The 24,644-nt window shown below is 71.6% G+C and carries 22 protein-coding genes; 11 read left to right on the top strand and 11 right to left on the bottom strand.

Annotated features, from left to right (window positions below; all coding sequences use genetic code 11):
- Window positions 1-99: 99 nt before the first annotated feature.
- Together ACIBQ8_RS18220 and ACIBQ8_RS18215 are read left to right on the top strand one after the other, a co-directional pair.
- A complete protein-coding gene (locus tag ACIBQ8_RS18220) occupies window positions 100-1,884 on the top strand; it encodes an ABC transporter (protein WP_397179467.1) in 1,785 nt (594 codons plus the stop codon).
- A complete protein-coding gene (locus ACIBQ8_RS18215; RefSeq protein ID WP_397192493.1) occupies window positions 1,881-3,488 on the top strand; it encodes a GTPase family protein in 1,608 nt (535 codons plus the stop codon). The genes ACIBQ8_RS18220 and ACIBQ8_RS18215 overlap by 4 nt, the downstream gene beginning before the upstream one ends.
- Before the next feature lie 35 nt (window positions 3,489-3,523).
- On the opposite strand, the gene ACIBQ8_RS18210 is transcribed toward ACIBQ8_RS18215, so the two are convergent.
- Genes ACIBQ8_RS18210 through tdh form a run of 3 tightly spaced genes read right to left on the bottom strand, consistent with a single transcriptional unit; the run spans window position 3,524 to window position 6,640 of the window.
- The gene (locus ACIBQ8_RS18210) at window positions 3,524-4,426 is read right to left on the bottom strand and encodes a LysR family transcriptional regulator (protein ID WP_397179469.1); all 903 of its coding nucleotides are present in this window, start codon (window positions 4,424-4,426) and stop codon (window positions 3,524-3,526) included.
- Between the two features lie 13 nt (window positions 4,427-4,439).
- A complete protein-coding gene (locus tag ACIBQ8_RS18205; protein WP_397179470.1) occupies window positions 4,440-5,612 on the bottom strand; it encodes a glycine C-acetyltransferase in 1,173 nt (390 codons plus the stop codon).
- On the bottom strand, window positions 5,612-6,640 hold the full coding sequence (gene tdh, locus ACIBQ8_RS18200; protein WP_397192492.1) for an L-threonine 3-dehydrogenase: 1,029 nt from the start codon (window positions 6,638-6,640) through the stop codon (window positions 5,612-5,614). Before tdh ends, ACIBQ8_RS18205 begins: the two co-directional genes overlap by 1 nt.
- A gap of 170 nt (window positions 6,641-6,810) precedes the next feature.
- On the opposite strand from tdh, the gene ACIBQ8_RS18195 reads away from it, so the two are divergent.
- From ACIBQ8_RS18195 to ACIBQ8_RS18175, 5 genes are all read left to right on the top strand, one after another.
- Window positions 6,811-7,944 carry an ROK family protein gene (locus tag ACIBQ8_RS18195; RefSeq protein WP_397192491.1) on the top strand — a complete coding sequence of 378 codons (1,134 nt, stop codon included), beginning with the start codon at window positions 6,811-6,813 and terminating at the stop codon, window positions 7,942-7,944.
- Between the two features lie 153 nt (window positions 7,945-8,097).
- Window positions 8,098-9,009: an ABC transporter permease subunit gene (locus ACIBQ8_RS18190; protein ID WP_357976243.1), complete on the top strand. Its 912-nt coding sequence runs from the start codon at window positions 8,098-8,100 to the stop codon at window positions 9,007-9,009.
- Window positions 9,006-9,887: a carbohydrate ABC transporter permease gene (locus tag ACIBQ8_RS18185; protein WP_397179473.1), complete on the top strand. Its 882-nt coding sequence runs from the start codon at window positions 9,006-9,008 to the stop codon at window positions 9,885-9,887. The genes ACIBQ8_RS18190 and ACIBQ8_RS18185 overlap by 4 nt, the downstream gene beginning before the upstream one ends.
- A 16-nt stretch (window positions 9,888-9,903) precedes the next feature.
- Window positions 9,904-11,526, top strand: a complete 1,623-nt coding sequence (locus ACIBQ8_RS18180) for a hypothetical protein (protein WP_397192490.1) — start codon at window positions 9,904-9,906, stop codon at window positions 11,524-11,526.
- A gap of 26 nt (window positions 11,527-11,552) precedes the next feature.
- Entirely contained in the window at window positions 11,553-12,722 is a 1,170-nt protein-coding gene (locus tag ACIBQ8_RS18175) for a Gfo/Idh/MocA family protein (protein WP_397179475.1), read from the top strand.
- Window positions 12,723-12,768: 46 nt separating this feature from the next.
- Here ACIBQ8_RS18175 and ACIBQ8_RS18170 read toward each other — a convergent pair whose 3' ends face one another.
- From ACIBQ8_RS18170 to ACIBQ8_RS18140, 7 genes are all read right to left on the bottom strand, one after another.
- Entirely contained in the window at window positions 12,769-13,854 is a 1,086-nt protein-coding gene (locus ACIBQ8_RS18170) for an SPFH domain-containing protein (RefSeq protein ID WP_397179476.1), read from the bottom strand.
- 4 nt (window positions 13,855-13,858) lie between these two features.
- On the bottom strand, window positions 13,859-14,290 hold the full coding sequence (locus ACIBQ8_RS18165; RefSeq protein ID WP_352324976.1) for an NfeD family protein: 432 nt from the start codon (window positions 14,288-14,290) through the stop codon (window positions 13,859-13,861).
- A gap of 90 nt (window positions 14,291-14,380) precedes the next feature.
- Window positions 14,381-15,532, bottom strand: coding sequence for an Ig-like domain-containing protein (locus tag ACIBQ8_RS18160; RefSeq protein ID WP_397179477.1), 1,152 nt, complete (start codon window positions 15,530-15,532; stop codon window positions 14,381-14,383).
- 78 nt (window positions 15,533-15,610) lie between these two features.
- Window positions 15,611-16,714 carry a fumarylacetoacetase gene (gene fahA, locus ACIBQ8_RS18155; protein WP_397179478.1) on the bottom strand — a complete coding sequence of 368 codons (1,104 nt, stop codon included), beginning with the start codon at window positions 16,712-16,714 and terminating at the stop codon, window positions 15,611-15,613.
- Complete coding sequence (locus tag ACIBQ8_RS18150) at window positions 16,711-17,484, bottom strand: hypothetical protein (RefSeq protein ID WP_397179479.1); 774 nt, start codon at window positions 17,482-17,484, stop codon at window positions 16,711-16,713. The genes fahA and ACIBQ8_RS18150 overlap by 4 nt, the downstream gene beginning before the upstream one ends.
- Window positions 17,466-18,635 (bottom strand): homogentisate 1,2-dioxygenase, encoded by a 1,170-nt coding sequence (locus tag ACIBQ8_RS18145; protein ID WP_397192489.1) that lies wholly within the window; start codon window positions 18,633-18,635, stop codon window positions 17,466-17,468. The genes ACIBQ8_RS18150 and ACIBQ8_RS18145 overlap by 19 nt, the downstream gene beginning before the upstream one ends.
- Window positions 18,636-18,712: 77 nt before the next feature.
- On the bottom strand, window positions 18,713-19,342 hold the full coding sequence (locus ACIBQ8_RS18140) for a helix-turn-helix domain-containing protein (protein WP_352361631.1): 630 nt from the start codon (window positions 19,340-19,342) through the stop codon (window positions 18,713-18,715).
- Between the two features lie 84 nt (window positions 19,343-19,426).
- Here ACIBQ8_RS18140 and ACIBQ8_RS18135 point away from each other — a divergent pair, with 84 nt between their 5' ends.
- The 3 genes from ACIBQ8_RS18135 to ACIBQ8_RS18125 are packed head-to-tail and all read left to right on the top strand — an operon-like array spanning window position 19,427 to window position 21,797.
- The gene (locus ACIBQ8_RS18135) at window positions 19,427-20,065 is read left to right on the top strand and encodes a hypothetical protein (protein ID WP_397179481.1); all 639 of its coding nucleotides are present in this window, start codon (window positions 19,427-19,429) and stop codon (window positions 20,063-20,065) included.
- Between the two features lie 39 nt (window positions 20,066-20,104).
- A complete protein-coding gene (locus ACIBQ8_RS18130) occupies window positions 20,105-21,259 on the top strand; it encodes an NAD(P)/FAD-dependent oxidoreductase (RefSeq protein WP_397192488.1) in 1,155 nt (384 codons plus the stop codon).
- A 58-nt stretch (window positions 21,260-21,317) separates the two neighbouring features.
- Window positions 21,318-21,797, top strand: coding sequence for a hypothetical protein (locus tag ACIBQ8_RS18125; protein ID WP_397179483.1), 480 nt, complete (start codon window positions 21,318-21,320; stop codon window positions 21,795-21,797).
- Here ACIBQ8_RS18125 and ACIBQ8_RS18120 read toward each other — a convergent pair.
- The gene (locus tag ACIBQ8_RS18120; protein ID WP_397179484.1) at window positions 21,789-23,039 is read right to left on the bottom strand and encodes an MFS transporter; all 1,251 of its coding nucleotides are present in this window, start codon (window positions 23,037-23,039) and stop codon (window positions 21,789-21,791) included. The genes ACIBQ8_RS18125 and ACIBQ8_RS18120 overlap by 9 nt on opposite strands.
- A 268-nt stretch (window positions 23,040-23,307) precedes the next feature.
- Here ACIBQ8_RS18120 and ACIBQ8_RS18115 point away from each other — a divergent pair, with 268 nt between their 5' ends.
- Window positions 23,308-24,594: a hypothetical protein gene (locus ACIBQ8_RS18115; RefSeq protein WP_397179485.1), complete on the top strand. Its 1,287-nt coding sequence runs from the start codon at window positions 23,308-23,310 to the stop codon at window positions 24,592-24,594.
- The last annotated feature ends 50 nt before the right edge of the window (window positions 24,595-24,644 follow it).

Raw genomic sequence — 24,644 nt, 5'->3', positions numbered from 1 at the left:
GCGGCCCCGGCCGGTGGACCGTCCCGGGCGCTCACCGTAGCGTGGACCTGCGGGCGCGAGGTGTCGAGCGGCGTACCGCGGGAAGCGGGGTTGGCACCTATGGATCTGCTGGGGGCGTTGGAGTCGTTGCGCCGCCCGCTCGATCGCGAGCTGTTCCCGCTGGCGATCGGCGAGGCCGCGGCGGACCGGCGTGCCCTGCGCGAGCTGGCCGGGCAGCTCGACGACTACCTGCTGCCGCGGCTGCGGGCGATCGACGCGCCGCTGCTCGCCGTCGTCGGCGGGTCCACCGGGGCGGGCAAGTCCACGCTGGTCAACTCGCTGGTGGGGGCCGACGTCGCCGAGCCCGGCGTGCTGCGGCCCACCACGCTGGTGCCCACGCTCGTCGTCAACCCGGCCGACCGCGACTGGTTCACCGGCCAGAACGTGCTGCCCGGCCTGTCCCGCGCCACCGGCGACTCCGGCGGCGGCGGCGCGGGCGCGCTGCGCGTGGTCGCCTCCGACGCGCTGGGCGCCGGGCTGGCGCTGCTCGACGCCCCCGACATCGACTCCGTGGTCACCTCCAACCGGGAGCTGGCCGCGCAGCTCCTCGCCGCCGCCGACCTGTGGCTGTTCGTCACCACCGCCGCCCGGTACGCCGACGAGGTGCCCTGGAGCTTCCTGCGCTCGGCCCGCGAACGCAGCACGGCCCTGGCCGTCGTCCTCGACCGGATCGCGCCCGAGGCCGTCGAGCCCGTATCGCGCGACCTCGACCGGCTCCTGGCGGAGAACGGCCTGCCGGGCACCCGGCTGTTCACCGTGCCCGAGGCCGCGCTGCCCGACGAGAAGGCGCGGCTGCCGGAGGAGTCGGTGCGGCCCATCGTCTCCTGGCTCACGGGGCTGGCCGCCGACGCCGCCGAGCGGTCCCGGGTCGTCCGCCAGACGTTGTCGGGCGCCCTGGACAGCCTCGACAGCCGCGTCCCCGCCCTGGCCACGGCCGTCGAACGCCAGCAGGCCGCCTTCGACGGGCTGCGGACGATCGTGACCGGCGCGTACGCGGGCGGCATGGCCGACTTCGACGAGGGCATGCGCGACGGGTCCCTGCTGCGCGGCGAGGTGCTGGCCCGCTGGCAGGACTTCATCGGCACCGGCGACCTCATGCGCTCCCTGGAGAGCCGGGTGGGGTGGCTGCGTGACCGGATCGTCGGCTTCTTCACCGGCCGCGCCCCCGCCGTCGAGCTCAAGGACGCCCTGGAGAGCGGCGTCGAGTCGCTGATCAGGGGCGCGGCCGACGGCGCCGCCGAACGCGCGCTCGAAGGGTGGTCGGCCGCGCCGGGCGGTGGCGGGCTGCTCGACCGGCTCGGCGCCATGGAGGCCGCGCGGCTCGGCCGGGCCTCTCCCGACCTGGCCGGACGGGCCGAGGCGGCGGTGCGCGGCTGGCAGGAGTTCGTCCTCGACCTGGTGCGCGAGGAGGGGGCGGAGAAACGCACCACCGCCCGGCTGGCCTCGTTCGGGGTCAACGGGGCCGGGCTGCTGCTCATGCTGGCCGTGTTCGCCTCGACCGGCGGGCTCACCGGGATCGAGGTCGGCATCGCGGGCGGCACGAGCGTGCTGTCGCAGAAGCTGCTGGAGGCCGTCTTCGGCGACCAGGCCGTGCGCTCGCTGACCACGCGGGCCCGCGAGGACCTGCGCGAGCGGGTTCAGGTGCTGCTGGCGGAGGAGGCCGCCCGCTTCACCGACCGGCTGGAGACCGTCGAACCGCCCAGGGGCACGGCCGACGCCCTGCGCGCGGCGGGCCGCGCCGTCCACGACCACCGCGCCGAACTCCCGGCCGCCTCCGCCCCCACGGCGGAACTCCCCGCGCCCACGGCCGAGTCGCCCGCTCGCGACCGCTCGGAGGGGCCGTGAAGCTGCTGCGCCGCAAGGAGGGGCCCTCGCTGGACTCCCGGCTGGCCGCCCTGCTGGAGGCCGCCGAGCTGGCCGAAGGACGCCTCCCCGAGCAGGACGTGTCCGCCGCGCGGTCCGTCGCCGAACGGGCCGGCGCCCGTCGCAGCCTCTCCGTCGACCACACCGTGGCCGCGCTCGCCGGCGCGACCGGCAGCGGCAAGTCCTCGCTCTACAACGCCCTGGCCGGCGAGGACCTGGCCGCCGTGGGCGTCACCAGGCCGACGACGTCCACCGCCCAGGCCGCCCTGTGGGACGGCGAGGGAGCCGGGCCGCTGCTGGACTGGCTGGACGTCCCGCGCCGCCACTCCGCCGCCGAGGCGCCCGGGATGTCCGGTCTCATCCTCCTCGACCTGCCCGACCACGACTCCATCCGGCTCTCCCACCGTCTGGAGGTGGACCGCCTGGTGGCGCTGGTGGACCTGCTGGTCTGGGTCGTGGACCCGCAGAAGTACGCCGACGCCGCGCTGCACGAACGCTACCTGCGCCCGCTGGCCGGGCACCGCGACGTGATGCTGGTGGTGCTCAACCAGGTGGACCGCCTGCCTCCACAGGCTGTGGACCGCTGCGTGGCCGACCTGCGCCGCCTCCTCGCCGAGGACGGGCTGGCGGGCGTGCCGGTGCTGCCGGTCTCCGCCACGACCGGGGCGGGCCTGCCGGAGCTGCGCTCGGTGCTCGCCGACCGGGTCGCCGAGCGCGAGTCGTGGGCCGCCCGCCTGGCCGCCGACGTCACCGCCGCCGCCGGTCACCTGGCCGCGGACGGCGCGCGGCCGGACCCCGGCGACCGGCGGGCGGCCGGGCTCGACCGGCGGCTCACGGGGGCGCTCTCCCAGGCCGCCGGGGTGCCGCTGGTCCTGGAGGCCGTGGCCAAGGGGCACCGGCACCGGGCCGTGGTCGCCACCGGCTGGCCGGTCACCCGCTGGCTGCGCAGGTTCCGTCCCGACCCGTTGCGCAGGCTCAGGATCGGGGTGGGGAAGCCGGGCAAGGAGATCGTGGGGCGTACGTCGGTGCCGGCTGCGTCGGCCGTACAGCGGGCGCAGGTCGAGACGGCGATCAGGGACGTCGGCGAGGCGGCCGCCGCTGACCTGCCCGGCCCGTGGGCGGCGGCGGTGCGGCAGGCCGCGCGCTCGCGCTCACCGGAGCTGGCCGACGCGGTGGACCGGGCCGTGGGCCGCACCACCGCCGGCACGACCCGCAGGCCGCGGTGGTGGCGGATGGTGAACGTGCTGCAGTGGCTGGTCTTCGCCGTCATGGTGGCGGGCGCCCTGTGGCTGGGCGTGCTGTTCGGGATGGACTACCTGCGCCTGCCGCAGCCGCCGCTCCCGACCGTGGGCGCGGTGCCGTGGCCGACCGTGCTGCTGGCCGGCGGCGCGCTGGCCGGGGTGGTGGTCGCCCTGTTGTCCAGGCTGGCCGCGTGGGCGGGCGGGCGGCGCCGGGCCAGACGTACGGCACGCGCCCTGCGCGCCGCCATCGGCGAGGTCGCCGGGAACTACGTGCTGGAGCCCGTGACGGCCGAGCTCGACCGCTACGCCCGCTTCGCCGAGGCAGTCACCACGGCCCGCTCCTGACCGCCGCCGCCCGCCGTCGGGCGCGGCAGGGGCGGTCAGTCGGAGGTGAGGGAGGCGGCGACCGTGCGCAAGGCCGACAACAGCGGCCGGAGCAGGGGGTGCGCGTCGGCCCCGCGGCGGATCGCGGCGAAGACGCGGCGGTCGGGCCCCGGCGTCTGGCGCACCACGACCCCGGACAGCGCCATGTCCCGCAGCGCGAGCCGCGGCACGAGCGCCACCCCCGCGCCCGCCCCCACCAGCGCCACCACGGCCCGGAAGTCGTCGGAGCAGTGGACGACGTTGGGCGTGAACCCCACCTGCTGGCACGCGAACGTGATGACGTCGTGCACGGGATTGCCCGGATAAGGACCGATCCAGGTGTCGGCGGCGAGCGACACCAGCGTGGCCGAGCCCGCCTCCGGATGCCCCTCGGGCAGGACCAGGTCGAACGGCTCGGCGTACAGCGGGATGCGCGACAGCCGGCGGTCGGCGGCGTCGGGGCCGCCCCGGTACTCGACCGTCACCGCCAGGTCGGCCCCGCCGTCGAGCAGCATGGCCAGGCTGTGGTCGCCCTCGGCGTCGAGCACCCGGACCTTGAGGGCGGGCGCGGTGGCGCGCAGGGCGGCGATGGCGGGGCAGAGCACGGCGCTGATGGCGGTGGCGAAGCAGGCCACGGTCACCTCGCCGGCCTCGCCCGTGGTGTACGCGGCCACCTCGGCCTCGGCGCGTTCGAGCTGGGCCAGGACCTCGTTGGCGTGCCCCAGCATGATCTTGCCCACGGCGGTGAGGTGCACGCCCCGGCCGTCACGCGTGAACAGCCGGTGGCCCACCTCGTGCTCCAGCGCCACGAGCTGCTGGGAGACCGCCGACGGGGTCAGGTGGAGCGCCGCCGCGGCGGCGGTGACCGTGCCGTGGTCGGCCACCGCCCGCAGTGTGCGCAGCCGCCGCGTGTCAATCACGCAGCGAGGATACTCAACCCTGGCGTGCTTGGACGAAAGCCGCCACGGCCCGGTCGACGTCCTCGGCGGAGTGGGCGGCCGAGAGCTGCACCCGGATCCTGGCCTGGCCGTGCGGCACCACCGGGTAGGAGAAGCCGATCACGTAGACGCCCAGGTCGAGGAGGCGTTCGGCCATGGCCCCCGCCTCGGCGGCGTCGCCGATCATCACGGGCACGATCGGGTGCTCGCCCGGCAGGATGTCGAACCCGGCCTTGGTCATCTCGCTGCGGAAGCGCGCGGTGTTCGAGCGCAACTGCTCGCGCGCCTCGCCGGACGTCTCCAGCAGGTCGAGGATGCGCAGCGAGGCCGAGGCGATGACCGGGGCCAGCGAGTTGGAGAACAGGTACGGCCGCGACCGCTGGCGCAGCAGCTCGCAGACCTCCTTGCGGGCCGAGACGTAGCCGCCGCTGGCCCCGCCGAGCGCCTTGCCCAGGGTGCCGGTGATGATGTCGACCCGGTCGGTGACGCCGTGCAGCTCGGGCGTGCCGCGGCCGGTGGGGCCGACGAAGCCGACGGCGTGGGAGTCGTCCACCATGACCATGGCGTCGTAGCGGTCGGCCAGGTCGCAGATCTCGCGCAGCGGGGCGAGGTAGCCGTCCATGGAGAAGACGCCGTCGGTGACGATCAGCCGCCGCCGGGCGTCGGACGCCTCCTTGAGCCTGGCCTCCAGCTCGGCCATGTCGCGGTTGGCGTAGCGGAAGCGCTGGGCCTTGGACAGGCGGATGCCGTCGATGATGCTGGCGTGGTTGAGGGCGTCGGAGATGACCGCGTCCTGGGCGTCGAGCAGGGTCTCGAACACGCCGCCGTTGGCGTCGAAGCACGAGCTGTAGAGGACGGTGTCCTCCATGCCCAGGAAGTCCGACAGGCGGGATTCGAGCTCCTTGTGCACCTCCTGGGTGCCGCAGATGAACCGTACGGAGGCCATGCCGAAGCCCCAGCGGTCGAGCGCCTGCTTGGCCGCCTCGACCACCTCGGGGTGGTCGGCCAGGCCCAGGTAGTTGTTGGCGCAGAAGTTCAGCACCTCGCGCCCGGCCACCCCGACCTGGGAGCTCTGCGGGGTGGTGATCACCCGCTCGGGCTTGAGCAGCCCGGCCTCGGTGATCTCGTCGAGCGTCGCACGCAGCTGCTCGCGCACGTTCGTGAACATCAAGCGCTCCAATCGAGGATGACCTTGCCCGTACGGCCGCTCGCGGCCGTGTCGAAGGCGGCGTCGAAGTCTTGGTACGGGAACCGATCGGTGATCACGGAGGAGAGGTCGAGACCCTTTTCCAGCAGGACTGACATGTTGTACCAGGTCTCGAACATCTCCCGGCCGTAAACGCCCTTGATGGTGAGCATCGAGGTCACCACGGTGGCCCAGTCGACGGCGAACTCCTCGGCGGGAAGACCGAGCATCGCGATCTTCCCTCCGTGCGTCATGTTCGCGATCATGTCTCGCATGGCCCCAGGGTTACCGGACATCTCAAGCCCGACGTCGAAGCCCTCCCGCAGGTGGAGCTGGCGCATGCCTTCGCCGATCGTCGACCTGGAGACGTTGAGCGCGAGCGAGACGCCGAGCTTGCCGGCCAGGTCGAGACGCTCGTCGCTGACGTCGGTGATCATCACGTTGCGCGCGCCGACGTGCGTGGCCACGGCCGCCGCCATCAGCCCGATCGGGCCGGCGCCGGTGATCAGCACGTCCTCGCCGACCAGGGGGAAGGACAGCGCGGTGTGCACGGCGTTGCCGAAGGGGTCGAAGATGGCCGCCACGTCGGGATGAACGGGAACCCGGTGCACCCAGACGTTCGAGGCGGGCAGCGTGACGAACTCGGCGAACGCGCCGTCCCTGTTGACGCCGAGGCCGACCGTGTTGCGGCACAGGTGACGGCGTCCGGCCATGCAGTTGCGGCACTTGCCGCAGACGATGTGGCCCTCGCCGCTCACCAGGTCGCCGACGGCGATGTCCTCCACGCCGGGCGCGACCTCGACCACGTGGCCGCAGAACTCGTGCCCGACGACGAGCGGGAGCTTCAGCGTGTGCCGCGCCCAGTCGTCATATTTGCGGATGTGCAGGTCGGTGCCACAGATGCCGGTACGCAGCACCCGGATCTTCACCTCGCCCGGTCGCACCTCGGGCTCCGGCACGTCCACCAGCCAAAGGCCGGGCTCGGCCTTCTGCTTGACCAGCGCTTTCATCGCTTCACTTCCCCCTGTTCCGAACCTAACGCACTGTGCCCGCTCCCCTCGGAACCTGTCCATCGAGGGATTCTTAAGTGCCCCCACAGCTCAGCTTCACGCGGCAGCGGGACCAGGCACAATTACGAAATAAGCTTGAAGATGACCTGCCCGGCGACTCGGAGGTATCGGTGCGACAGCAGAGCGGCGACGCCTCGCTTCTGCGCAAGCTCAACTCGGCGGCCATCCTGCGCGTGCTGCGCGAGGCCGACGTGGCCACGCTGTCGGAGCTGGCCAGGTCCGCCCGGGTGTCCAGGCCGACGGCCGAGGTCATCGTCGAGGACCTGGTCGCCGAGGGCTGGGCGGAGGAGTGCGAGGAGGAGGCCGGCGACCGCCAGCGGGGGCGTCCGGCCAAACGCTTCAGGTTCCGCGCCTCGGCGGGGCACGTGCTGGGCGTCGGCATCGGCGGTTCCAGCCTGCGCGCCATGCTGGCCGACCTGAACGGCACGATCACCGTCACCCGCCGCGCGCCCAACCACCGCGACATGCCCGCCGCCGAGCGGCTCGACCAGATCGTCGGGCTCGCCACGGACACCGCCGCCCAGGCGGGGCTGGCACTGGCGGACGTCACCGTCGTCGGCGTGGGCACCACCGGCACGGTCGACGGTTCAGGGCGGGTGGTGAAGAGCGTCGCCCTGTCCGACTGGACCGGCCTCGACCTGCAGGGCGAGCTGTCGGCCCGGATCCCCGCGCCGGTGCTCGTCGAGAACGACATGCGCCTGGCCGTCCTGGCCGAGCACTGGCGGGGGGCCGCGCAGGGCCGTGACGACGTCGTCTACCTGTTCACCGGCGACCGCATCGGCATGGGGCTGCTCATCGGCGGCCGGCCGTACCGGGGGGCGCACGCGGCGGGCGGCGAGATCGGGGCACAGCCGCACAACAACTGGACCGCCTTCCGGTACGTCCTCGACTACGCGATGGCCGTCGAGCCGGGCGAGCTGCGCTCCAGCCGGCAGTGCGCCGAGTTCGCGATCGCCAGGGCCCGCGCCGGCGACGAGCGGGCGGGCCAGGCGGTCAGGGAGTTCGCGCGCGGCCTGGCCGCCGGGCTCGTCACGGTGGTCAACCCGCTCGACCCGGACATGGTGGTCATCGGCGGGAGCCTGTCCTCGGCCGGAGACCTGCTGGTCGAGCCGGTACGCGAGCTGTTCGAGGAGTACTGCCTCTACCCGCCGGAGGTGGTGGCGTCGGGGCTGGGCAGCGAGTGCATCACGCTGGGCGCTGTCCGGTTTGCCCTCGATCAGGCAGATCGCCTGCTCTTTACGTAGCCAATTTGGGTAATTAGATAACCGTTCTGTCACGAGCATGTCGCTGTGCGACATCGATCCCACCGTCATGCTCAGATCTGCTCGGTTTAACCTAGTTATTTGCATAAATCGGTACTAGCCTCCAGCCATCCCGACCCGACTGGAGGTGAGCGTGTGGCCGCTGTCACCCTGCTTGAGCGGCTGAAGCGCGACTGGACGCTGCTGGCCCTGTGCCTGCCCGGCGTCCTGTACTTCGTGGCCTTCTTCTACGTGCCGCTGCTCGGCAACGTCATCGCCTTCAAGGACTACGCGCCGTTCCTCGGCATCGCGGGCAGCCCCTGGGTGGGCCTGGACAACTTCGTGATGCTGCTGGAGGAGCCGGAGTTCTGGAGCGCGGTCGGCAACACCCTGCAGATCACGGCGCTCCAGCTCGTCCTGTACTTCCCGGCCCCGATCGCGCTCGCGCTCCTGCTGAACTCCCTGATCGGCCACCGCGTCAAGCGGTTCATCCAGACCGTCGTCTACCTGCCGCACTTCCTGTCGTGGGTGGTCGTGGTGGCGATGTTCCAGCAGGTCATCGGCGGCGCCGGCACGGTCAGCTCGTTCCTGAACTCGCACGGCATCACCATCGGCAACCTGATGTCGAACGCGGACACGTTCAAGCTGCTCGTGACGGCCCAGGTCATCTGGAAGGACTGCGGCTGGGGCACGATCATCTTCCTGGCCGCGATCACCGCGATCGACATGAGCCAGTACGAGGCCGCCGCCATCGACGGCGCCGACTGGAAGCGCCGCCTGTGGCACGTCACGCTGCCCGGCATCCGCTCGGTCATCCTCATGATGCTCATCCTGCGCCTGGGCGACATCCTCTCCGTCGGCTTCGAGCAGATGGTCCTGCAACGGGAGGCCGTGGGCGCCGGAGCGGCCGAGGTCATCGACACCTACGTCTACTACCACGGCATCCGTGACGGCGACTGGGGCATGAGCACCGCCGCCGGCCTCATGAAGGGCCTCATCGGCGCGGCGCTCATCTACGCGGCCAACAAGCTCGCGCACCGCTTCGGAGAGCAAGGGATCTATCGATGAGGCCGCCGTGGATGGAACGCCCGACCATCGCCGGGCGCACGCTCAAGTTCGTCGTGCTGACCGCGATCACCGTGGCCGTGCTGTACCCGTTCGGGCTGGCCGTCGGCACGAGCCTGATGGGCCGCGCCGAGAGCATCGCCAACGGCGGCAGCTACGTTCTCTGGCCCTCGCACCCGACCTTCGAGGCGTACTCGCTCATCCTGTCCGGCGGCGCGGTCACCCGGTCGGTGCTGATCAGCATCGGCATCACGCTCACCGGCACCGCGCTCAGCCTGATCTGCACGGTCTTCCTCGGCTACGCGCTGTCTCGGCGCGGCATGCTCGGCGGCAAGCCGATCCTGCTCATGGTGCTGGCCACGTTCCTGTTCACGCCCGGCATGATCCCGAGCTACCTCATGGTCAAGGAACTCGGCATGATCGACACCTACCAGTCGCTCATCGTGCCGGTGCTGGTCAACGCGTTCAACGTGGTCGTGGTCAGGTCGTTCTTCCAGAACCTGCCCGAGGAGCTGTTCGAGGCGGCCCGCATGGACGGGTGCGGCGAGTTCCGGATGATGTGGCGGATCGCGATCCCGCTGTCCAAGGCGGTGATCGCCGTCGTCGGCCTGTTCTACGCGGTCTCGTACTGGAACACGTTCTTCACCGCGATCCTCTACATCAACGACCAGACCAAGCACCCCATCCAGGTCGTGCTGCGGCAGTTCATCTTCCGCGGCACCTCGGCCACGGGCTCAGACGTCGCGATCGTGCGTGACCTGCCCGCCTCGTCGGTGCAGATGGCGGTGCTCATCATCGCGCTCGTGCCGATCCTGCTCGCCTACCCCTTCCTCCAGAAGTACTTCACCAAGGGCGTCCTCACCGGCGCCATCAAGGGCTGAGAACCCGGGAGCAACCATGTCATCCATCATGTCCCGTCGTGGATTCCTCGGACTCGCGCTCGCCGGCGCCACGGTCGCCGGGCTCGCGGCCTGCGGAGGCGAGAGCGGCCCCGCAGGCGTGAAGAAGGGCGGCGCGGATCTGTCCAAGAAGCTGACGCTGCCGACGTACACCGCCGCCAAGATCCCCACGCCCGACCTGCCGATCGACGCCGGCCAGGACCCCGCGTACCTGAAGTACCCGACCGAGCTGGTCAAGTCGGTCGCCACCGCGCCGGGCGACGGCCAGAAGATCACTTCGCTCACCCAGACGTGGGACGTCGCGCCGCCCGCCCCCGGCCAGAACACCTACCTGCAGGAGCTGAGCAAGGCCCTGGGCTCCGAGTGGAGCATGAACATCGTCGTGGGCGACGGCTACCCCGACAAGTTCAACGCCATCATCGCCAGCGACGACCTGCCCGACCTGGTCTGGTTCCCGCCGAACCAGGGCCTGCAGCGGGTGCCCGAGCTGCTGGCGGCCAAGTTCCACGACCTGACGTCGTACCTGAGCGGCGACGCGATCAAGAAGTACCCGAACCTGGCCAACCTGGGCGACGTGACCTGGAAGTCCGCCGTCACCGACGGGAAGCTGTACGGCGTGGCGGTCGCCTACAGCCGCTTCGGCCAGGTGTTCCTGGTCAACCAGGACTACTGGCAGCCGGTCGGCGGCACCGGCTTCACCAGCGCCGACGACTTCCTGGCCAAGGCCAAGCAGCTCCTCGACGTGAAGAAGAACAAGTACCCGCTCGAACCGAGCTACTACAACCACGTGCACATGTTCAGCCACTGGTACGGCGCCCCCAACACCTGGAAGCTGACCGGCGGCAAGCTGATCCACCAGTTCGAGACGCCCGAGTACCAGGCGGCGCTGGAGCTGGCGGTCAAGTGCTTCAAGGCCAACCTGTTCTGGCCCGACCCCGCCCTGGCCACCATCAAGGACAAGGTCGCCAACGGCCAGATCGGCGCGTACGTCGAGTCCTTCCCCGGCTTCCTCAACGACGCCAAGACCCAGAAGTACAACCTGGGCGCGATCGTGCCGTTCGCGGCCACGCCGTCGTCCAAGCCGGTCTACAACGCCGGGCTGGGCTCGGTGGGCTTCACCTCGATCAGCAAGAAGGTGGACGCCAAGCGCATCGAGACCCTGCTCGGCGTGCTCAACTACCTGGCCGCCCCGTTCGGCACGGAGGAGTACGAGCGCGTCAACTTCGGCGTCGAGGGCACCCACTTCACCAAGAAGGACGGCGACCTCGCCTTCACCGACAAGGGCACGGCCGAGGTGCCCACCACGCAGCAGCCGCTCTCGTTCGTGATCGGCTCGCCGTCGGCGCTGTTCCTGCCCGGCCAGCCCGAGCGCACCAAGCTCATCCACGACTTCGAGACCAAGATCGCTCCTATGCTTCAGGAGCGCGTCACCACCGGCCACTTCTCCGACACCTACACCCAGAAGAACGGCGAGCTGAGCACCATGGGCAAGGACATGGTCGACGACATCGTCACCGGGCGTAAGTCGATGTCGGACTGGCCGGCCTTCGTCAAGAAGTGGCTGGGCCGGGGTGGCGAGGCGATGCGGGCCGAGTACGAGGCCTCCATCGCCAAGGGCTGATCGTTCTACCGTTTGAAAGGACACTTGTGGAAGACCTGCGCATCGGAGTCATCGGGCTCGGCCTGCGGACGAGTCTCGCCCTGGCCGCCCACCGGCCGGGCGAGGGCTCGGTCGTGGCGGCGCTGTGCGACTCCGACCCGGCAGTGCTCAAGAAGCAGTCGGAGCGGTTCGAGGCGGAGTTCCTGACCGGGGAGTACCGCGAGCTGCTCGACCGGCCGGATCTCGACGCGATCGTCGTCAACACCCCCGACGACACGCACGAGCGCATCGCCATCGACGCTCTCCAGGCCGGCAAGGCCGTCTACCTGGAGAAGCCGATGGCCATCACCGTCGAGGGCTGCGACAACATCCTGCGGGCCGCCCGCGAGACGGGCAGCCGCCTGTACGTGGGGCACAACATGCGCCACATGGGCGTGGTGCGCCTGATGCGGGACATCATCCGCAAGGGTGTGATCGGTGAGCCCAAGACCGTGTGGGTACGCCACTTCGTGTCCTACGGCGGCGACTACTACTTCAAGGACTGGCACGCCGACCGCACCCGCACCACGGGCCTGCTGCTGCAGAAGGCGGCGCACGACCTCGACGTGATCCACTGGCTGGCCGGTGGCTACGCCACCCGCGTGAACGCCCTCGGCGACCTGATGGTCTACGGCGACCTGCCGCGCCGCGAGCCCGGGACGCCCCGGCCGGAGGGCTGGCTGCGGGAGTTCGAGTGGCCGCCCACCGAGCGGCGCGACCTGAACCACGTGATCGACGTCGAGGACGTGTCGGTCATGAACATGCGCCTGGACAACGGCGTCATCGCCGCCTACCAGCAGTGCCACTTCAGCCCCGACTACGTGCGCAACTACACGGTCATCGGGACCGAGGGCCGGCTGGAGAACTTCGGCGACGGCCCGGGGGACACGGTCAAGGTGTGGAACACCGGCCCCACCTCCTACCGGGACGACTGCGACATCGCCTACCGGGTGCCGGCCGCGCAGGGCTCGCACGGCGGGGCCGACCCGCAGATCATGGCCGAGTTCTGCCGGTTCGTCCGGGAGGGCGGGGCGACCGACACCTCACCCGTGGCGGCCAGGATGAGCGTCGCCGCCGGGTACATGGCCACGATGTCGCTGCGCGACGGCGGCATGCCGTACGACGTGCCGCCGCTGGACCCGGAGCTGGCCGCGTACTTCGACAACGGCCAGCGCTGAGCGGCGCCGGGGCCGGGCGGAGGAACCCGCGCGGCCCCGGCGCACGTCAGCGGCCGGCGTCCTTGGGGTCGCGCTCGCGCTCCAGGTCGGGGAACGGTGACGGCTCGTTGACGGCCTGGGCGATCTGGCGGGGCCCCTTGGGGCTCTCGGCCTCCTGCGCGTCGGCGACCGCCTCGGCCGCCGCCTCGGAAGCCGCCGCGATCTCCCGGTCCAGCTCCTCCGACGGCCGGGGCTGCTCCTCGCGGGTGGCGGCCGACTTCGGCAGCGCCTCGGTGAACGCCTTCGAGACGCCCTGCAACGCCGAGGTGACCTCGCTCGGGATGACCCAGAACGTGTTGCCGCTGCCCTGGGCGAGCTGCGGCAGCACCTGAAGGTACTGGTAGGCCAGCAGCTTGGGGTCGGGGTCGTTGCGGTGGACGGCCTGGAAGACCTGGTCGATGGCGCGCGACTGGCCCTCGGCCTCCAGGATCGCGGCCGAGCGCTGGCCCTCGGCTCGCAGGATGCGGCTCTGCTTGTCACCCTCGGCCGTGAGGATCTGCGACTGGCGCTGGCCCTCGGCGTTGAGGATCGCGGCCCGCTTGTCGCGCTCGGCCCGCATCTGCTTCTCCATCGCGTCCTTGATGGTCTTGGGCGGGTCGATGGCCTTGACCTCGACCCGGTTGACCCGGATGCCCCACTTGCCGGTGGCCTCGTCGAGCACGCCGCGCAGCTGGCTGTTGATGGTGTCGCGCGAGGTGAGCGTCTTCTCCAGGTCCATCGAGCCGATCACGTTACGCATGGTCGTGACGGTGAGCTGCTCTATGGCCGTGATGTAGTTGGCGATCTCGTACGCCGCCGCCCGCGGGTCGGTGACCTGGAAGTACAGGACGTTGTCGATCTCGACGACCAGGTTGTCCTCGGTGATGACCGGCTGCGGGCGGAAGGTCACCACCTGCTCGCGCAGGTCGATCATCGGATAGACGCGGTCGACGTAGGGGATGACGAAGTTGAGACCCGGCTTGAGCGTGCGGTGGTAGCGGCCGAGCCGCTCGACGTTGCGGGCCCGCGCCTGTGGCACGATCCGCACGGCCTTGAGCACGGTGAACGCGGCGAAAAGGATGATCAGCAGTCCGGCTATCAGCAACGGGTCCATGTGGTCACTCCCGTGGATACACGAGGGCCGTGGCGCCCTCGATCTCGATGATGTCGACGGTTGCCCCGGTGGGGATCACCAGGGTCTCGTCATAAGCGCGTGCGGACCACTCCTCACCCCCGATGCGGACCCGCCCGTCGCGGCCCGTGACCTCGGAGACCACGTACGCGGGCTTGCCGACCAGCGCCTCCACGCCGAAACGCTGCAACGGCGGCTGCTGAAGATGGCGGACGGCCAGCGGCCGGATGACCACCATCCCCGCCGCGGACGACAGGGCGAACACGAGAATCTGCAAGGGGACGGGCAGCCCGACGGCGGCCGTCACGGCGGTCAGGAGAGCGGCCACGCCCAGGAGCCCGAGGGCCGCCGTGAGAGTGAACAGTTCGGCCACACCGAGGACGACTGCGAGGATTATCCAGATGACCCATTCATCCATGCTCCGGCCCTCCTGAACCTATAACGGGCCTGTGTGTGTGACTGGTTCCCCCTTACCACCGTAATCCCCCGTTCGTCCGCAGGGCACCCGTCACCGGCCGGTCGCCGGAGCGGCCAGAGCGCTTCCCAGGACCCACTTCTCCCACGGAAGTTGCCAGAAACCCCACCCGTTGTCCCATTCGAGCTGGCGGGCGGTGCCCGTGATCAGCACGGGGTCGCCGCGCAGCGAACCGGAATAGAACCAGGCAGCCTGGTCGGGGCGGGCGTTGATGCAGCCGTGGCTGACGTTTGCCCTTCCCTGGGCCCAGACGTTGTCCTTCGCGTGCACGTACTCGCCGCTGTTGGAGATGCGCACGGCGTGCTCGATGAGCAGGTCGTAGTAGCCGGGGTCGCCCTTGGCGCGGCCGGGGGAGATCATGCGGACCGGGTTGCCCTTGTCCATGGTCAGGTGCATGCCGCTGGTGGTGGTGTATTCGCGCGTGGTGGCCATGCCGGCGCTGATGGCCATCTGCTGCACCACCCTGCCGTCGCGGCGCACGACCATCTGGTGGGTGCGGGCGTCGACCGTGCTGGTCTGCCTGCGGCCCACCGTGAAGGCGAAGGTGGAGTCGAGGGTGCCGTAGACGCCCGGGGCCGGGCGCACCCCGGCCAGGTGGGCGCTGACCATCACCTGCTGCCCCGAGGCCCAGAAGCGGTGGGTGCGGTAGACCACCTGCGTGTCGCTGGTCCAGCGCCAGGCGCCCTCGGCCGGGGACTTCGTGGTGACCTCAAGCGACCGCTCGACGGCCGCCTTGTCCTGGATCGGGGTGTCGAAGTCGATGACGACCGGCATGCCCACGCCGACGGTCTCGCCGGGCAGCGGCGCGGTGGCGGCCACCCCGAACGTGTGCTCGGCGGCCCGGGTGCGGAAGCGGCCCATGGAGACCGTGGACGGGCCGTTCTCGCCCGCGGCCGTGGCGGTCACGGTGTACTCGGTCGCGGGCTTGAGCGTCCAGTCGGATCGCCACCTGGTGTGCGAGGCGTCGAGCCGGCCCGGGACGTGCTCGCCTCCCTCGTAGACCAGGACCTGGGTCAGCCGGCCGCCCTGCGCCGTGATGACCAGCCCCTTGTCGGGACGGGCCCGCTTGGAGTCGAAGGCGGGGGAGACGCGCACGACCGCGGGCGCGGCCGGGGAGTCGCCGACGGGACCGCAGCCGCAGCAGGCCAGGAGGAAGGCGACACACAGGATCGCGGCACGCCGCACGTCACTCTCCGAGGGCTTTCCGAGGGAAGGGGAGTTCCCAGGTTAGCGGTGAGTGACGGTCGAAGCACCTTGAGTTACTTATCCGATGGTTCCGGACACCTCGCCCAATGTCAGGCCGCCCGCGGTGGCCCGGATCGTCACCGTGTCGCCGTCCTGGAGGAAGGTGCGGGTGTCGCCGCCGGACAGCTTGATCGGTTCGGCGCCGTTCCAGGTCAGCTCGATGAGCGAGCCGCGCTCGTCGCGTTCGGGGCCGGAGATCGTGCCGCTGGCGAACAGGTCCCCGGTGCGCAGGGAGGCGCCGTTCACGGTCATGTGGGCGAGCATCTGGTCGGGCGTCCAGTACATGCTCGGGTACGGCGGGCGCGAGATCACGTCGCCGTTGAGCACGACCTCGACGGCGATGTCCAGGCCCCAGTCGCCCTGCCTGCGCAGGTAGTCCAGCGGCTCGGGGTCCTGCGGGCGGCCCGGGATCCTGGGCAGCGCCTCCAGCGGCGTGACCCACGGCGAGACCGACGTCGCGAACGACTTGCCGAGGAACGGCCCGAGCGGCACGTACTCCCACGCCTGGATGTCGCGCGCGCTCCAGTCGTTGACCAGCGTCACCCCGAACACGTGGTCCTCGAACGCCCCGGCCGGGGAGCCCAGCTCCGACGGCACGCCGACCACGAACCCCAGCTCCGCCTCGATGTCCAGCTTGGCGCACGGCCCGTAGACCCCGGCCCTGAGCTGGCCGTGCGGACGCCGGACCGGCGTGCCGGACACGACGACCGTGCCCGACCTGCCGTGGTAGCCGACCGGCAGGTGACGCCAGTTGGGCAGCAGCGGCTCGGCGTCGGGACGGAAGATCCGGCCGATGTTGCCGGCGTGGTCGAGCGAGCAGTAGAAGTCGACGTAGTCGGCCACCTCGAACGGCATGTGCAGCCGCACCTGGTCGAGCGGGATCAGGTGGCTCTCGGTGACCGAGGAGTCGCCGGTCAGCTTGTTCTGGATGAGGGTCCTGGTGTCGTGCCAGGCCGAGCGGCCCCTCGCCATGAACGGGTTGAGCGAGGGGGCGGCGAACACCTCGTCGTGCAGCGCGGCGGCCAGGTCGAGCACCTTGTCGCCGTACCTGACGCCCACTCTGGGCGATTCGCCCTGACGGGAGAACACGCCGTAGGGCAGGTTGTCCACTCCCCAGCTCACTGAATCACTCCTAGCGTCTGCAGGTCCTCGATGGGCGTGCCGGTGCTGCACGAGCCGTAGCTGACCAGCAGCCGCCGCGCCCGCTTCGCCGTCTCCTCCGTCACGGCCCCGGCCAGCCGCACGAGGTGGCCGACGTCGGTGGTGCGCAGCACGGGCGCGGGGTCGCGGCCCTCCACAGCCTCGCAGACCGACAGCAGCAGGTTGAGGAAGCCGTGCCGGTCGACGCCGAGGCTCGGGTCGAAGTGCCGTACCGCGTGGTGCAGCCCGGCCGTGGCCTTGAACGGGACGTCGGCCGCGGCGCAGGCCCGGACGAACGCCGCGAGGTGCTCCACCGACGGGAACGCCTCGGCCTTCAGCCCGCCGCAGCGCACCTTCAGCCCCACCCCGTCGGGCACGCCGGCGACGTTCCGGTCCGGCGGGACCTCGACGAACAGCCGCACGTGCGCGGGCAGGCCGAGGCGCCGGGCCAGCCCGGCGACGGACTCGTCGGCCCCGAGCGGGATCTCGACGAAGTCCACCGGCAGATCGCCGAAGCCGGGCAGCTCGGGCGTGTCCACGATCAGCCCGATGCGCCGCGGCCGGTAGGCGTGCCCGCGCAGCCGGTCGAGCCGGCTGGCCGGGCAGAGGAAGCGGTGGGTGAGCACGCTGTTGCCGCGCTCCAGGTCGCGCTGGTTGCGGGCCAGCGCCTCGTCCATGTGCAGCGACGTCGGCGGGAACAGGCCCGCGTCGTCGACCAGTTCGGCGTAGAGGTTCATCGTGCCCAGGTCCATGCGTAGCCGGGATCCTCACAGGACAGCGCGCCCGGCCCGAGGTCGAGCGGGCGGAAGGTGTCGACCATCACGGCCATCTCGCTCGTGGTGGTGACGCCGCGGGCGACCGCGTCGATCACCGCCTCGACCGCGCCGGGCTGCGGGCCGTGCGTGAACCCGGCCGGGTGCAGCGAGACCGAGCCGACGTCGATGCCCGAGCCCTTGCGCGCGGTGTAGTCGCCGCCCACGTAGAACATGAACTCGTCGGAGTCCACGTTGTGGTGGTTGTACGGGATCGGGATGGCCTCGGGGTGGTAGTCGAGCGGCCGCGGGCAGAACGAGCAGACCACGAACCCGGGCCCCTCGAACGTCTGGTGCACCGGCGGCGGCGCGTGCGTCTTCTTCACGATCGGCTCGAAGTCGTCGATGTTGAAGGCGTACGGATAGAGGTAGCCGTCCCAGCCGACCACGTCGAAGGGGTGGTTGCGGTAGACCAGCCGGGTCAGGCCGCCCCGCGTGCGGACCAGGACGGGCACCTCCTCGCCCTCGGCCAGCAGGGTCTGCGTGGGGGCGCGCAGGTCGCGTTCGCAGTACGGCGCGTGCTCCAGGAACTGCCCGTACTGCGACAGGTAGCGCTTGGGCGGCCTGATGTGCCCGGACGCCTCGATGGCCAGCACGTTGACCTGCCCGTCGGGCACCCAGCGGTGGATCGTGCCGGTCGGGACGACGACGTAGTCGCCCTCGCCGGCCTCGATGACGCCGTAGGTGGACTCGAAGCGGACCGAGCCGCGCTGCACGTAGACGCACTCGTCGCCCATGGAGTTGCGGTACAGCTCGCTGGGGCGGTCGCTGGTGGCGTACGACAACCGGACGTCGGCGTTGCCGGCGAGCAGGATGCGGCCGTTCACCAGGTCGCCCGCGCTGGACAGCTCCTGGGTGCGGAAATGGCGGGGGGAGAGCGGCAGGTTGGGCTCCAGCCGCGTCGCGGACGCGGGCGTGGCCGCCTCGGCCTTGATGATGGCGGTGGGCAGGTGGCGGTGGTAGAGCAGCGAGGAGTCGGACGAGAAGCCCTCCTCGCCCATCAGCTCCTCGGCGTAGAGGCCGCCGTCCGGCCGCCTGAACTGCGTGTGCCGTTTGCGCGGCACTTCCCCAACGACGCGGTAGTACGGCATCCGCCCTCCATGTTGTCCGCTTACCGGACGCATGTGTCCTCTATGTGTGACTACCGTCCGACATCGGTGTGGAGATGTCAACCCAGCGCGGCGGCCAGCTCGGCGGCCGCCGCCACCACGCGCGGCCCCGTCTCCTCCTCCAGCGGGCCGAACGTCACCACCCCCACCGAAGCCTCCAGCCACGGCAGCCCGGTCACGGGCGCGGCGATGCCCCGCGCCCCCACCTGCAACTGCCCCTCCGTCACGAGGTATTCGTCGCGCCCCTCGCGCAGGGCCAGGATCGCCCGGCCCGCCGCGCCTTTCGCCAGCGGATGGCGCGACCCCTCCCGGTAGGCCACGTGCAGGTCGGTCCAGGACGGCTCCACCACCGCCACCGCCAGCCCGTCGTCGCCCTCGGCCACGGTCAGGTGGGCCGTCGCGCCCACCTGCTCGGCCAGCCGCCGCAGCGTCGGCACCGCCGCCGCCCGCAGCAGCGGCTGCACGGCCTGGGCCAGCACCAGCACCCCGAACCCGAGATGCACCCGCCCTTCGGCGTCGCGGCGGACGAACCCCTCGTTCAGCAGCGTCGTGAGCAGCCGGTAGACCACCGGCCGGCTCAGCGACAGCTCGGTGCTCAGCTCGGTCGGGGTGCGCCCGCCCTTCCCGTCGGCGAGAAGTCGCAGCAGGCGCAGCCCGCGTTCGAGCGTCTGGGCGGATTCGGCGGCCATGACTTCGATTATGGAGTGGCGGCTGACCAGTGAAAGAGCACGGTGAGGGGGTACGTAGGGACGGGGGGCGTCGGGGGGGTGGAGATGCGGCAGAGGTGGCTGTTCCTGGTCGCCGGGCTGGCTCTGTGCGCCCTGCCGCCTGCCGTGCCGTCGCTCACCACGCCGATCGCGTACATGGCCAGGGAGACCCTGATCGACCCGCCGCCGCGGACGGAGGGCGACCGGCTGGTCGAGAACACCTTCTACCTCACCCAGGGCATCACGGTGAGCCAGTGGCTGCTGCCGGTCGCCAAGGGCGTGACCTTCCGCCCCGGCTACGTCGCCGTGGGGGTCAGCGTCGACGCGAGCGGGCGGCTGTCCGGCACGCCCTCGCGCGTGGGCACGTTCATCGCCCCGGTCGGGATCTGCGCCGGGCACTCGTGCGAGGAGCAGCTCCTCACCCTCGTCGTGCTCGGGAACGTTCCATGGGAGCCGCGCGAGCTGACCTTCCCGGGCCGGGTCGGCGTCCCGCTCGCCGGGGAGATCGGCATCAACGGCGGCCCCCAGGGCGTCATCCCCACCTTCAGCGTGACCGACCACGCCAAGCTGCCCGCGGGCGTGACGATCGGCCCCGACGGGCACGTGGGCGGGGTGCCCCGGGCGGCCGGCATCTCCGAGGTCCCGGTGCGGGTCTGCGTGGCGGGCAACTGCGCGGGCGTCGTGGTCCGGTTGATCATCGTCTGAGCCCTTGCGCGGGGCGGCTCCTGCGGTCACGGTGGTTCCATGAAATCGGTCATTGTGGTCGGAGCCGGTATATGGGGGTCGTCGCTGGCGTTGCGGCTGGCCGAAACCGGCTGGCAGGTGACCCTGGTCGAACAGCACAAGCCCGGACACGTCCGGCAGGCCAGCGCGGGGGAGACGCGGCTCCTGCGCTGCGCGCACGGCGCCGACGACTGGTACGCGCGCCTGGCCTGGGAGGCGCGCGAGGGCTGGCGGCGGCTGGGCGAGCGGGCCGGCGAGGAGCTGTTCCTGGAGTCGGGCATGGTGTGGTTCGCGGCCCGGCCGGACGGGTGGGAGCACGCCAGCGCCCAAGTACTGAAAAATCTGGATATCCCGGTTGAGGTGCTCGACCCGGCGGACGGGCGGCGCTTCTTCCCCGACTACCGCGGCGACGACCTGAGCTTCCTGCTCCACGAGCCGCACGCGGGCGTGCTCAGGGCGCGGCGGGCGACGCAGGTGACCGCCCGGCTGGCCCTGGCGGCCGGCGTCCGGCTGGTCAGGGGACGGGCGGCGCCCGTGCCGGGGCTGAGCGCGGTCGAGGTGGACGGCGAGGTGCGGCGGGCCGACCGCGTCGTGTGGGCGTGCGGCGCCTGGCTGCCCCGCCTGTTCTCCGTGCCGGTCACGGTGACCAGGCAGGACACGGTGCACTTCGCCGCGCCCGCCGCGTGGTCGTCCCCCGAGACGCCCGCCTGGGTGGACTACGGCTCCTCGGCCTACGGGCACGGCGACGTGGACGGGGTCGGCATGAAGGCCACCTCCGACGCCGAAGGCGAGCCGTACGAGCCGGAGGGAGGCAGCCGGGCGGTGGCCCCGGCCGCGGTCGAGCAGGCCCGCGACTACCTGCGGCGCAGGTTCCCCTCGCTGGCGGCCGCGCCGGTGCTGTTCAGCCAGGTCTGCCAGTACGCGCTCACCCCCGACGCCGAGTGGATCATCGCCGAGGACGCGCCCGGCGTGTGGCTGCTCGGCGGCGACTCGGGCCACGGGTTCAAGCACGCCCCGGCCCTGGCCGCGTACGTGGCCGCGATCCTGGACGGCGAGCGCGCCCCCGAGCCGCGCTTCGGGCTCGGCCACGAGCGCGCGGCCGCCCGCGGCCTGCGCACGAGCGGAGACCTCGGGGTAGGGCCCGCCTCACCGGGATTCGGGGGACGACGGGCATGATCGGGGCGGGCGCGCGGATCAGACTTTCCCTGTAACCGACACGAACAGGGAGCCCGCCATGACCGCCGCCCTCACCGCGCAGACCGCCGAGCCTCGCACCCCCCAGCCGCCGCCCGTCGTGCACGCCGCCGCGCTGCTGTGGATGTCCGCGGTCGCGGCGGGGGCGTTCGAGACCGTGCTCGCCGTCGGCAGGGAGCTCTACGAGGGCACCTCGGGCGTCCTGGACCTGCTGCCCGGCGCGGGGCTGCGGCTGGCCGTCTTCGCCGCGGCGGTCTTCCTGGCGCTGCGGATGCGCGCGGGGCAGAACTGGGCCCGGCTCACGCTGGCCGTCGGGCTCGGCGTGTTCGGCACGTTGTCGCTGGTCGTGGGGCCGATCCAGTGGCTGCTGCACGGCGGCTCGATCGCCGGGGCCGCCGCCGGGGCCGACGTGGTGACCTGGCTCTTCACGATCAGCCGGGTGCTGCACGTGACGGCCGTGCTCGGGGCCGTCACGCTGATGTTCCAGCCGCGGGCCAACGCCTGGTTCCGCTCAGAGTGAGACCGGTTCCGGCTCCGGCTCGGGGGCGCGCAGGTTGCGCACCCCCGGCGCGGCCAGCGCGGCGAGCGTGGACAGCACGACGAGGGCGGCGCAGCCGAGCAGCGCCCCCTCGGTGCCGAAGGCCACCGCCGCCGGCGCGGCCAGCATCAGCCCGATCGGCCCGAACATCAGTGACCCGAGGGCGTCGTACGAGCTGACCCGGGACAACGACTCCGCCGGGATCTCGCGCTGCATCGTCGTCTGCCACAGCACGCCGAAGACGTCGAAGCACACGCCCAGCACGAACGCCCCCGCCACGATCGCCCACAGCGGCGCGTCCAGCCCGAGCAGCACGTACGGCAGCGCGGTCGGCAGGCACAGCAGCGTGCCGAGCAGGATCGGCCGGCGCGGGCGCAGCCGCAACGACACCAGCACCCCGGCGATCGTCCCGACGGCCTCGCCGGCGAGGAACGCCGACCAGGCCGCCGGCCCGCCCAGCGTCTCCTTGGCCAGCAGCGGCCCCAGCACGCCGTGCCCGGCCTGGATCGCCATCACCAGTACCGAGAACTGGGCCACCACCACCCAGATCCACTGCCGCGAGCTGAACTCCCGCCACCCGTGGCGCAGGTCGGCCAGCACCGAGTGCCGCTCGGCCGCCACGCGCTCGGCGGGGGTCGGGCGCAGCAGCGCGATCAGCACGCCGGCCAGCGCGAACATCGCGCCGCTGACCAGCAGGGCCCAGCCGCCGCCGAACAGCAGCACCGTGCCGCCGCTCAGCACCACCCCGGCCACGCGCGAGGCGTTCGCGCCGAGGCCGAGCAGCGCGTTGCCGGCCTGCAGCCGCTCGGCGGGCACGATCTCGGGGATGATGCCGGTCAGCGCCGGGAACATGATCGCCGTGCCCACGCCGCAGGCCGCGGCCGCGACGCTCATCACGGGCAGCGGCGCCCAGCCGGTCAGCATCATCGCCGCCAGCGCGAAGTAGCCCAGCGCCATGAGCAGCTCGCCGGCCATCATCACCCGCTGCCGCGGCAGCCGGTCCGCGATCACCCCGCCGATCAGCATGAACACGATCATGGGCAGCGACTCGGCGGTGAGCACCACCGACAACGTCGTGGCGGTCGCGCCGGGCAGTTCCAGGATGCCGAAGGCGAGCGCCACGGGCGCGAAGGCGCTGCCGAGCATGGAGATGGTCCGCGCGGACAACAACAGGGCGAACTTGCGGTCGCGGAGCAGCCCGAGGTCGCGGAGGTAGCTGTGCACTGGGCCGGTCCCCTCGAAAACGTTCAAATCCGTCCCAGTCTGCCGTTCGTGGCGGCGCGTTGTCGTCCCAATATTCGCCAGGGGGCGGAGACCTGCCGGGGTGGAGAAGGCGGGTGATCTACCCCGGCGCCTCGACCGGGCTCGACTGCGATGCCTACTGTCCGTCGAGAGCCGCGTGAGGACTGCCGTGGATCTCATTGAAGGTTGTTGATCGTCCCGATATTGTGCTATCTGCCCACGATCGCCCCCCCATGGGAGTAAAGGCGCCATGCGACTGCGGAAGATCTTCGTCATCGGACTGGCCCTGTCGTTGCTCGGCGTCGGAGTTCCCGCCTGGTCGGAGGACGATCCACGGGGCTGCAACGACCTGATGTCCGCCGACACCCCGGCGTACGTCGTCTGCCGCTGGCTGGCCACTCCCGAGGAGGCCGCCGACATCGCCCGGTTCTGGCTGGACAACGACGGCAAGAACATGATCGACTCCGGCCCGATGCACGAGATCGTGGTCGACTGCACCGAAGCGGGCAACGAGTGCGCGACCGACTCCGAGGGCGACGGCGAGATGCACGACGTCGGCTCCCCGGACGTCGACGGCGCCGAGGACGGCGGCACCCCCGACCAGTGCCCGGACGGCCAGAAATGCCACGTCGACCCCGACGGCATCTCGGCCGCCGCCAGGACGGCCGCCGCCGAGAGCCCGGCGGGCCAGGCCGTGAAGAGCGCGGTCGGGGCCGGCCTGCGCACCTGGATCGAGACCGAGCTGGCCGACGACTACAAGGCGGGCAAGCTGGCCGAGGCCGCCAAGAAGGTCGCCGCCCTGGCGGCGCAGCCGGGGGTCGCCGGGATCAGGTTCACCTCGCAGCTCGGCTACAACCAGACCTTCGCCACGGCCGAGGAGCTGGACAAGTTCGTCACCGAGGCCACGACCGCGCTGCGCAACCTCGTGCCGGGCAAGAAGCTGGCGGCGCACACGGTGGTCCCGCTGTTCGGCTGCGGCGCCAACGACGCCTGCAAGGCCGAGATGACCAAGAAGTACCCGCTGCTCGACCCCGCCCGCATCGGCGCCTGGCTCTCCGGCGGCCAGATCGACCAGCTCACCCTGGACACCGGCCACCTGGCCACCGAGTACGCCACCTGGAAGATCGACGCCGCCGAGGCCCAGCGCAACCAGTGGATCCAGGTCCGCGCCCGCGCCTGGGACGCCTACGCCCAGATCGCCGCCGAGGACGCCGGGTTCACCGCCGCCGGCACCTCCAAGCTCACCGCCGAGCAGGCCACCCAGGCCATCACCGACCGCATCGCCGCCCCGCTCCAGGCCGACGCCGCCGAGACGGTCGTCCTGTGGAGCCGCTGGCAGGACGCGCAGGGCCAGGTCAACCGCGTGTACGGCGAGAAGTGGGCGGCCAACGCCACCTGGGACCAGCTCAAGAAGCTCGGCACCGTGCGCCCGAGGCTGGCCACCGTCTACGACTACAGCACCCCCGAGGCCGACGTCGCCACCGACATCAAGAACCTGTCCGAGGTCTTCGGCCAGGTCTACCTGCACACCGCCTGACGGGAGCCGGCCGGTCCCGGCCGGTCCCCGCCGCACGGGGGTCCGTCAGC

Source organism: Nonomuraea sp. NPDC049646 (assembly GCF_044465525.1).
Lineage (GTDB): Bacteria > Actinomycetota > Actinomycetes > Streptosporangiales > Streptosporangiaceae > Nonomuraea.
This window is presented reverse-complemented; position numbering and strand designations above follow the sequence as displayed.

What these genes read in the sequence shown, in the direction of transcription:
- ACIBQ8_RS18220 (WP_397179467.1), top strand. Translation starts at nt 100, where the DNA reads ATGGATCTGCTGGGGGCGTTGGAGTCGTTGCGCCGCCCGCTCGATCGC.
- ACIBQ8_RS18205 (WP_397179470.1), bottom strand. Translation starts at nt 5,612, where the DNA reads ATGTTCACGAACGTGCGCGAGCAGCTGCGTGCGACGCTCGACGAGATC.
- tdh (WP_397192492.1), bottom strand. Translation starts at nt 6,640, where the DNA reads ATGAAAGCGCTGGTCAAGCAGAAGGCCGAGCCCGGCCTTTGGCTGGTG.
- ACIBQ8_RS18185 (WP_397179473.1), top strand. Translation starts at nt 9,006, where the DNA reads ATGAGGCCGCCGTGGATGGAACGCCCGACCATCGCCGGGCGCACGCTC.
- ACIBQ8_RS18180 (WP_397192490.1), top strand. Translation starts at nt 9,904, where the DNA reads ATGTCATCCATCATGTCCCGTCGTGGATTCCTCGGACTCGCGCTCGCC.
- ACIBQ8_RS18170 (WP_397179476.1), bottom strand. Translation starts at nt 13,854, where the DNA reads ATGGACCCGTTGCTGATAGCCGGACTGCTGATCATCCTTTTCGCCGCG.
- ACIBQ8_RS18165 (WP_352324976.1), bottom strand. Translation starts at nt 14,290, where the DNA reads ATGGATGAATGGGTCATCTGGATAATCCTCGCAGTCGTCCTCGGTGTG.
- ACIBQ8_RS18150 (WP_397179479.1), bottom strand. Translation starts at nt 17,484, where the DNA reads ATGGACCTGGGCACGATGAACCTCTACGCCGAACTGGTCGACGACGCG.
- ACIBQ8_RS18145 (WP_397192489.1), bottom strand. Translation starts at nt 18,635, where the DNA reads ATGCCGTACTACCGCGTCGTTGGGGAAGTGCCGCGCAAACGGCACACG.
- ACIBQ8_RS18140 (WP_352361631.1), bottom strand. Translation starts at nt 19,342, where the DNA reads ATGGCCGCCGAATCCGCCCAGACGCTCGAACGCGGGCTGCGCCTGCTG.
- ACIBQ8_RS18135 (WP_397179481.1), top strand. Translation starts at nt 19,427, where the DNA reads ATGCGGCAGAGGTGGCTGTTCCTGGTCGCCGGGCTGGCTCTGTGCGCC.
- ACIBQ8_RS18130 (WP_397192488.1), top strand. Translation starts at nt 20,105, where the DNA reads ATGAAATCGGTCATTGTGGTCGGAGCCGGTATATGGGGGTCGTCGCTG.
- ACIBQ8_RS18125 (WP_397179483.1), top strand. Translation starts at nt 21,318, where the DNA reads ATGACCGCCGCCCTCACCGCGCAGACCGCCGAGCCTCGCACCCCCCAG.
- ACIBQ8_RS18115 (WP_397179485.1), top strand. Translation starts at nt 23,308, where the DNA reads ATGCGACTGCGGAAGATCTTCGTCATCGGACTGGCCCTGTCGTTGCTC.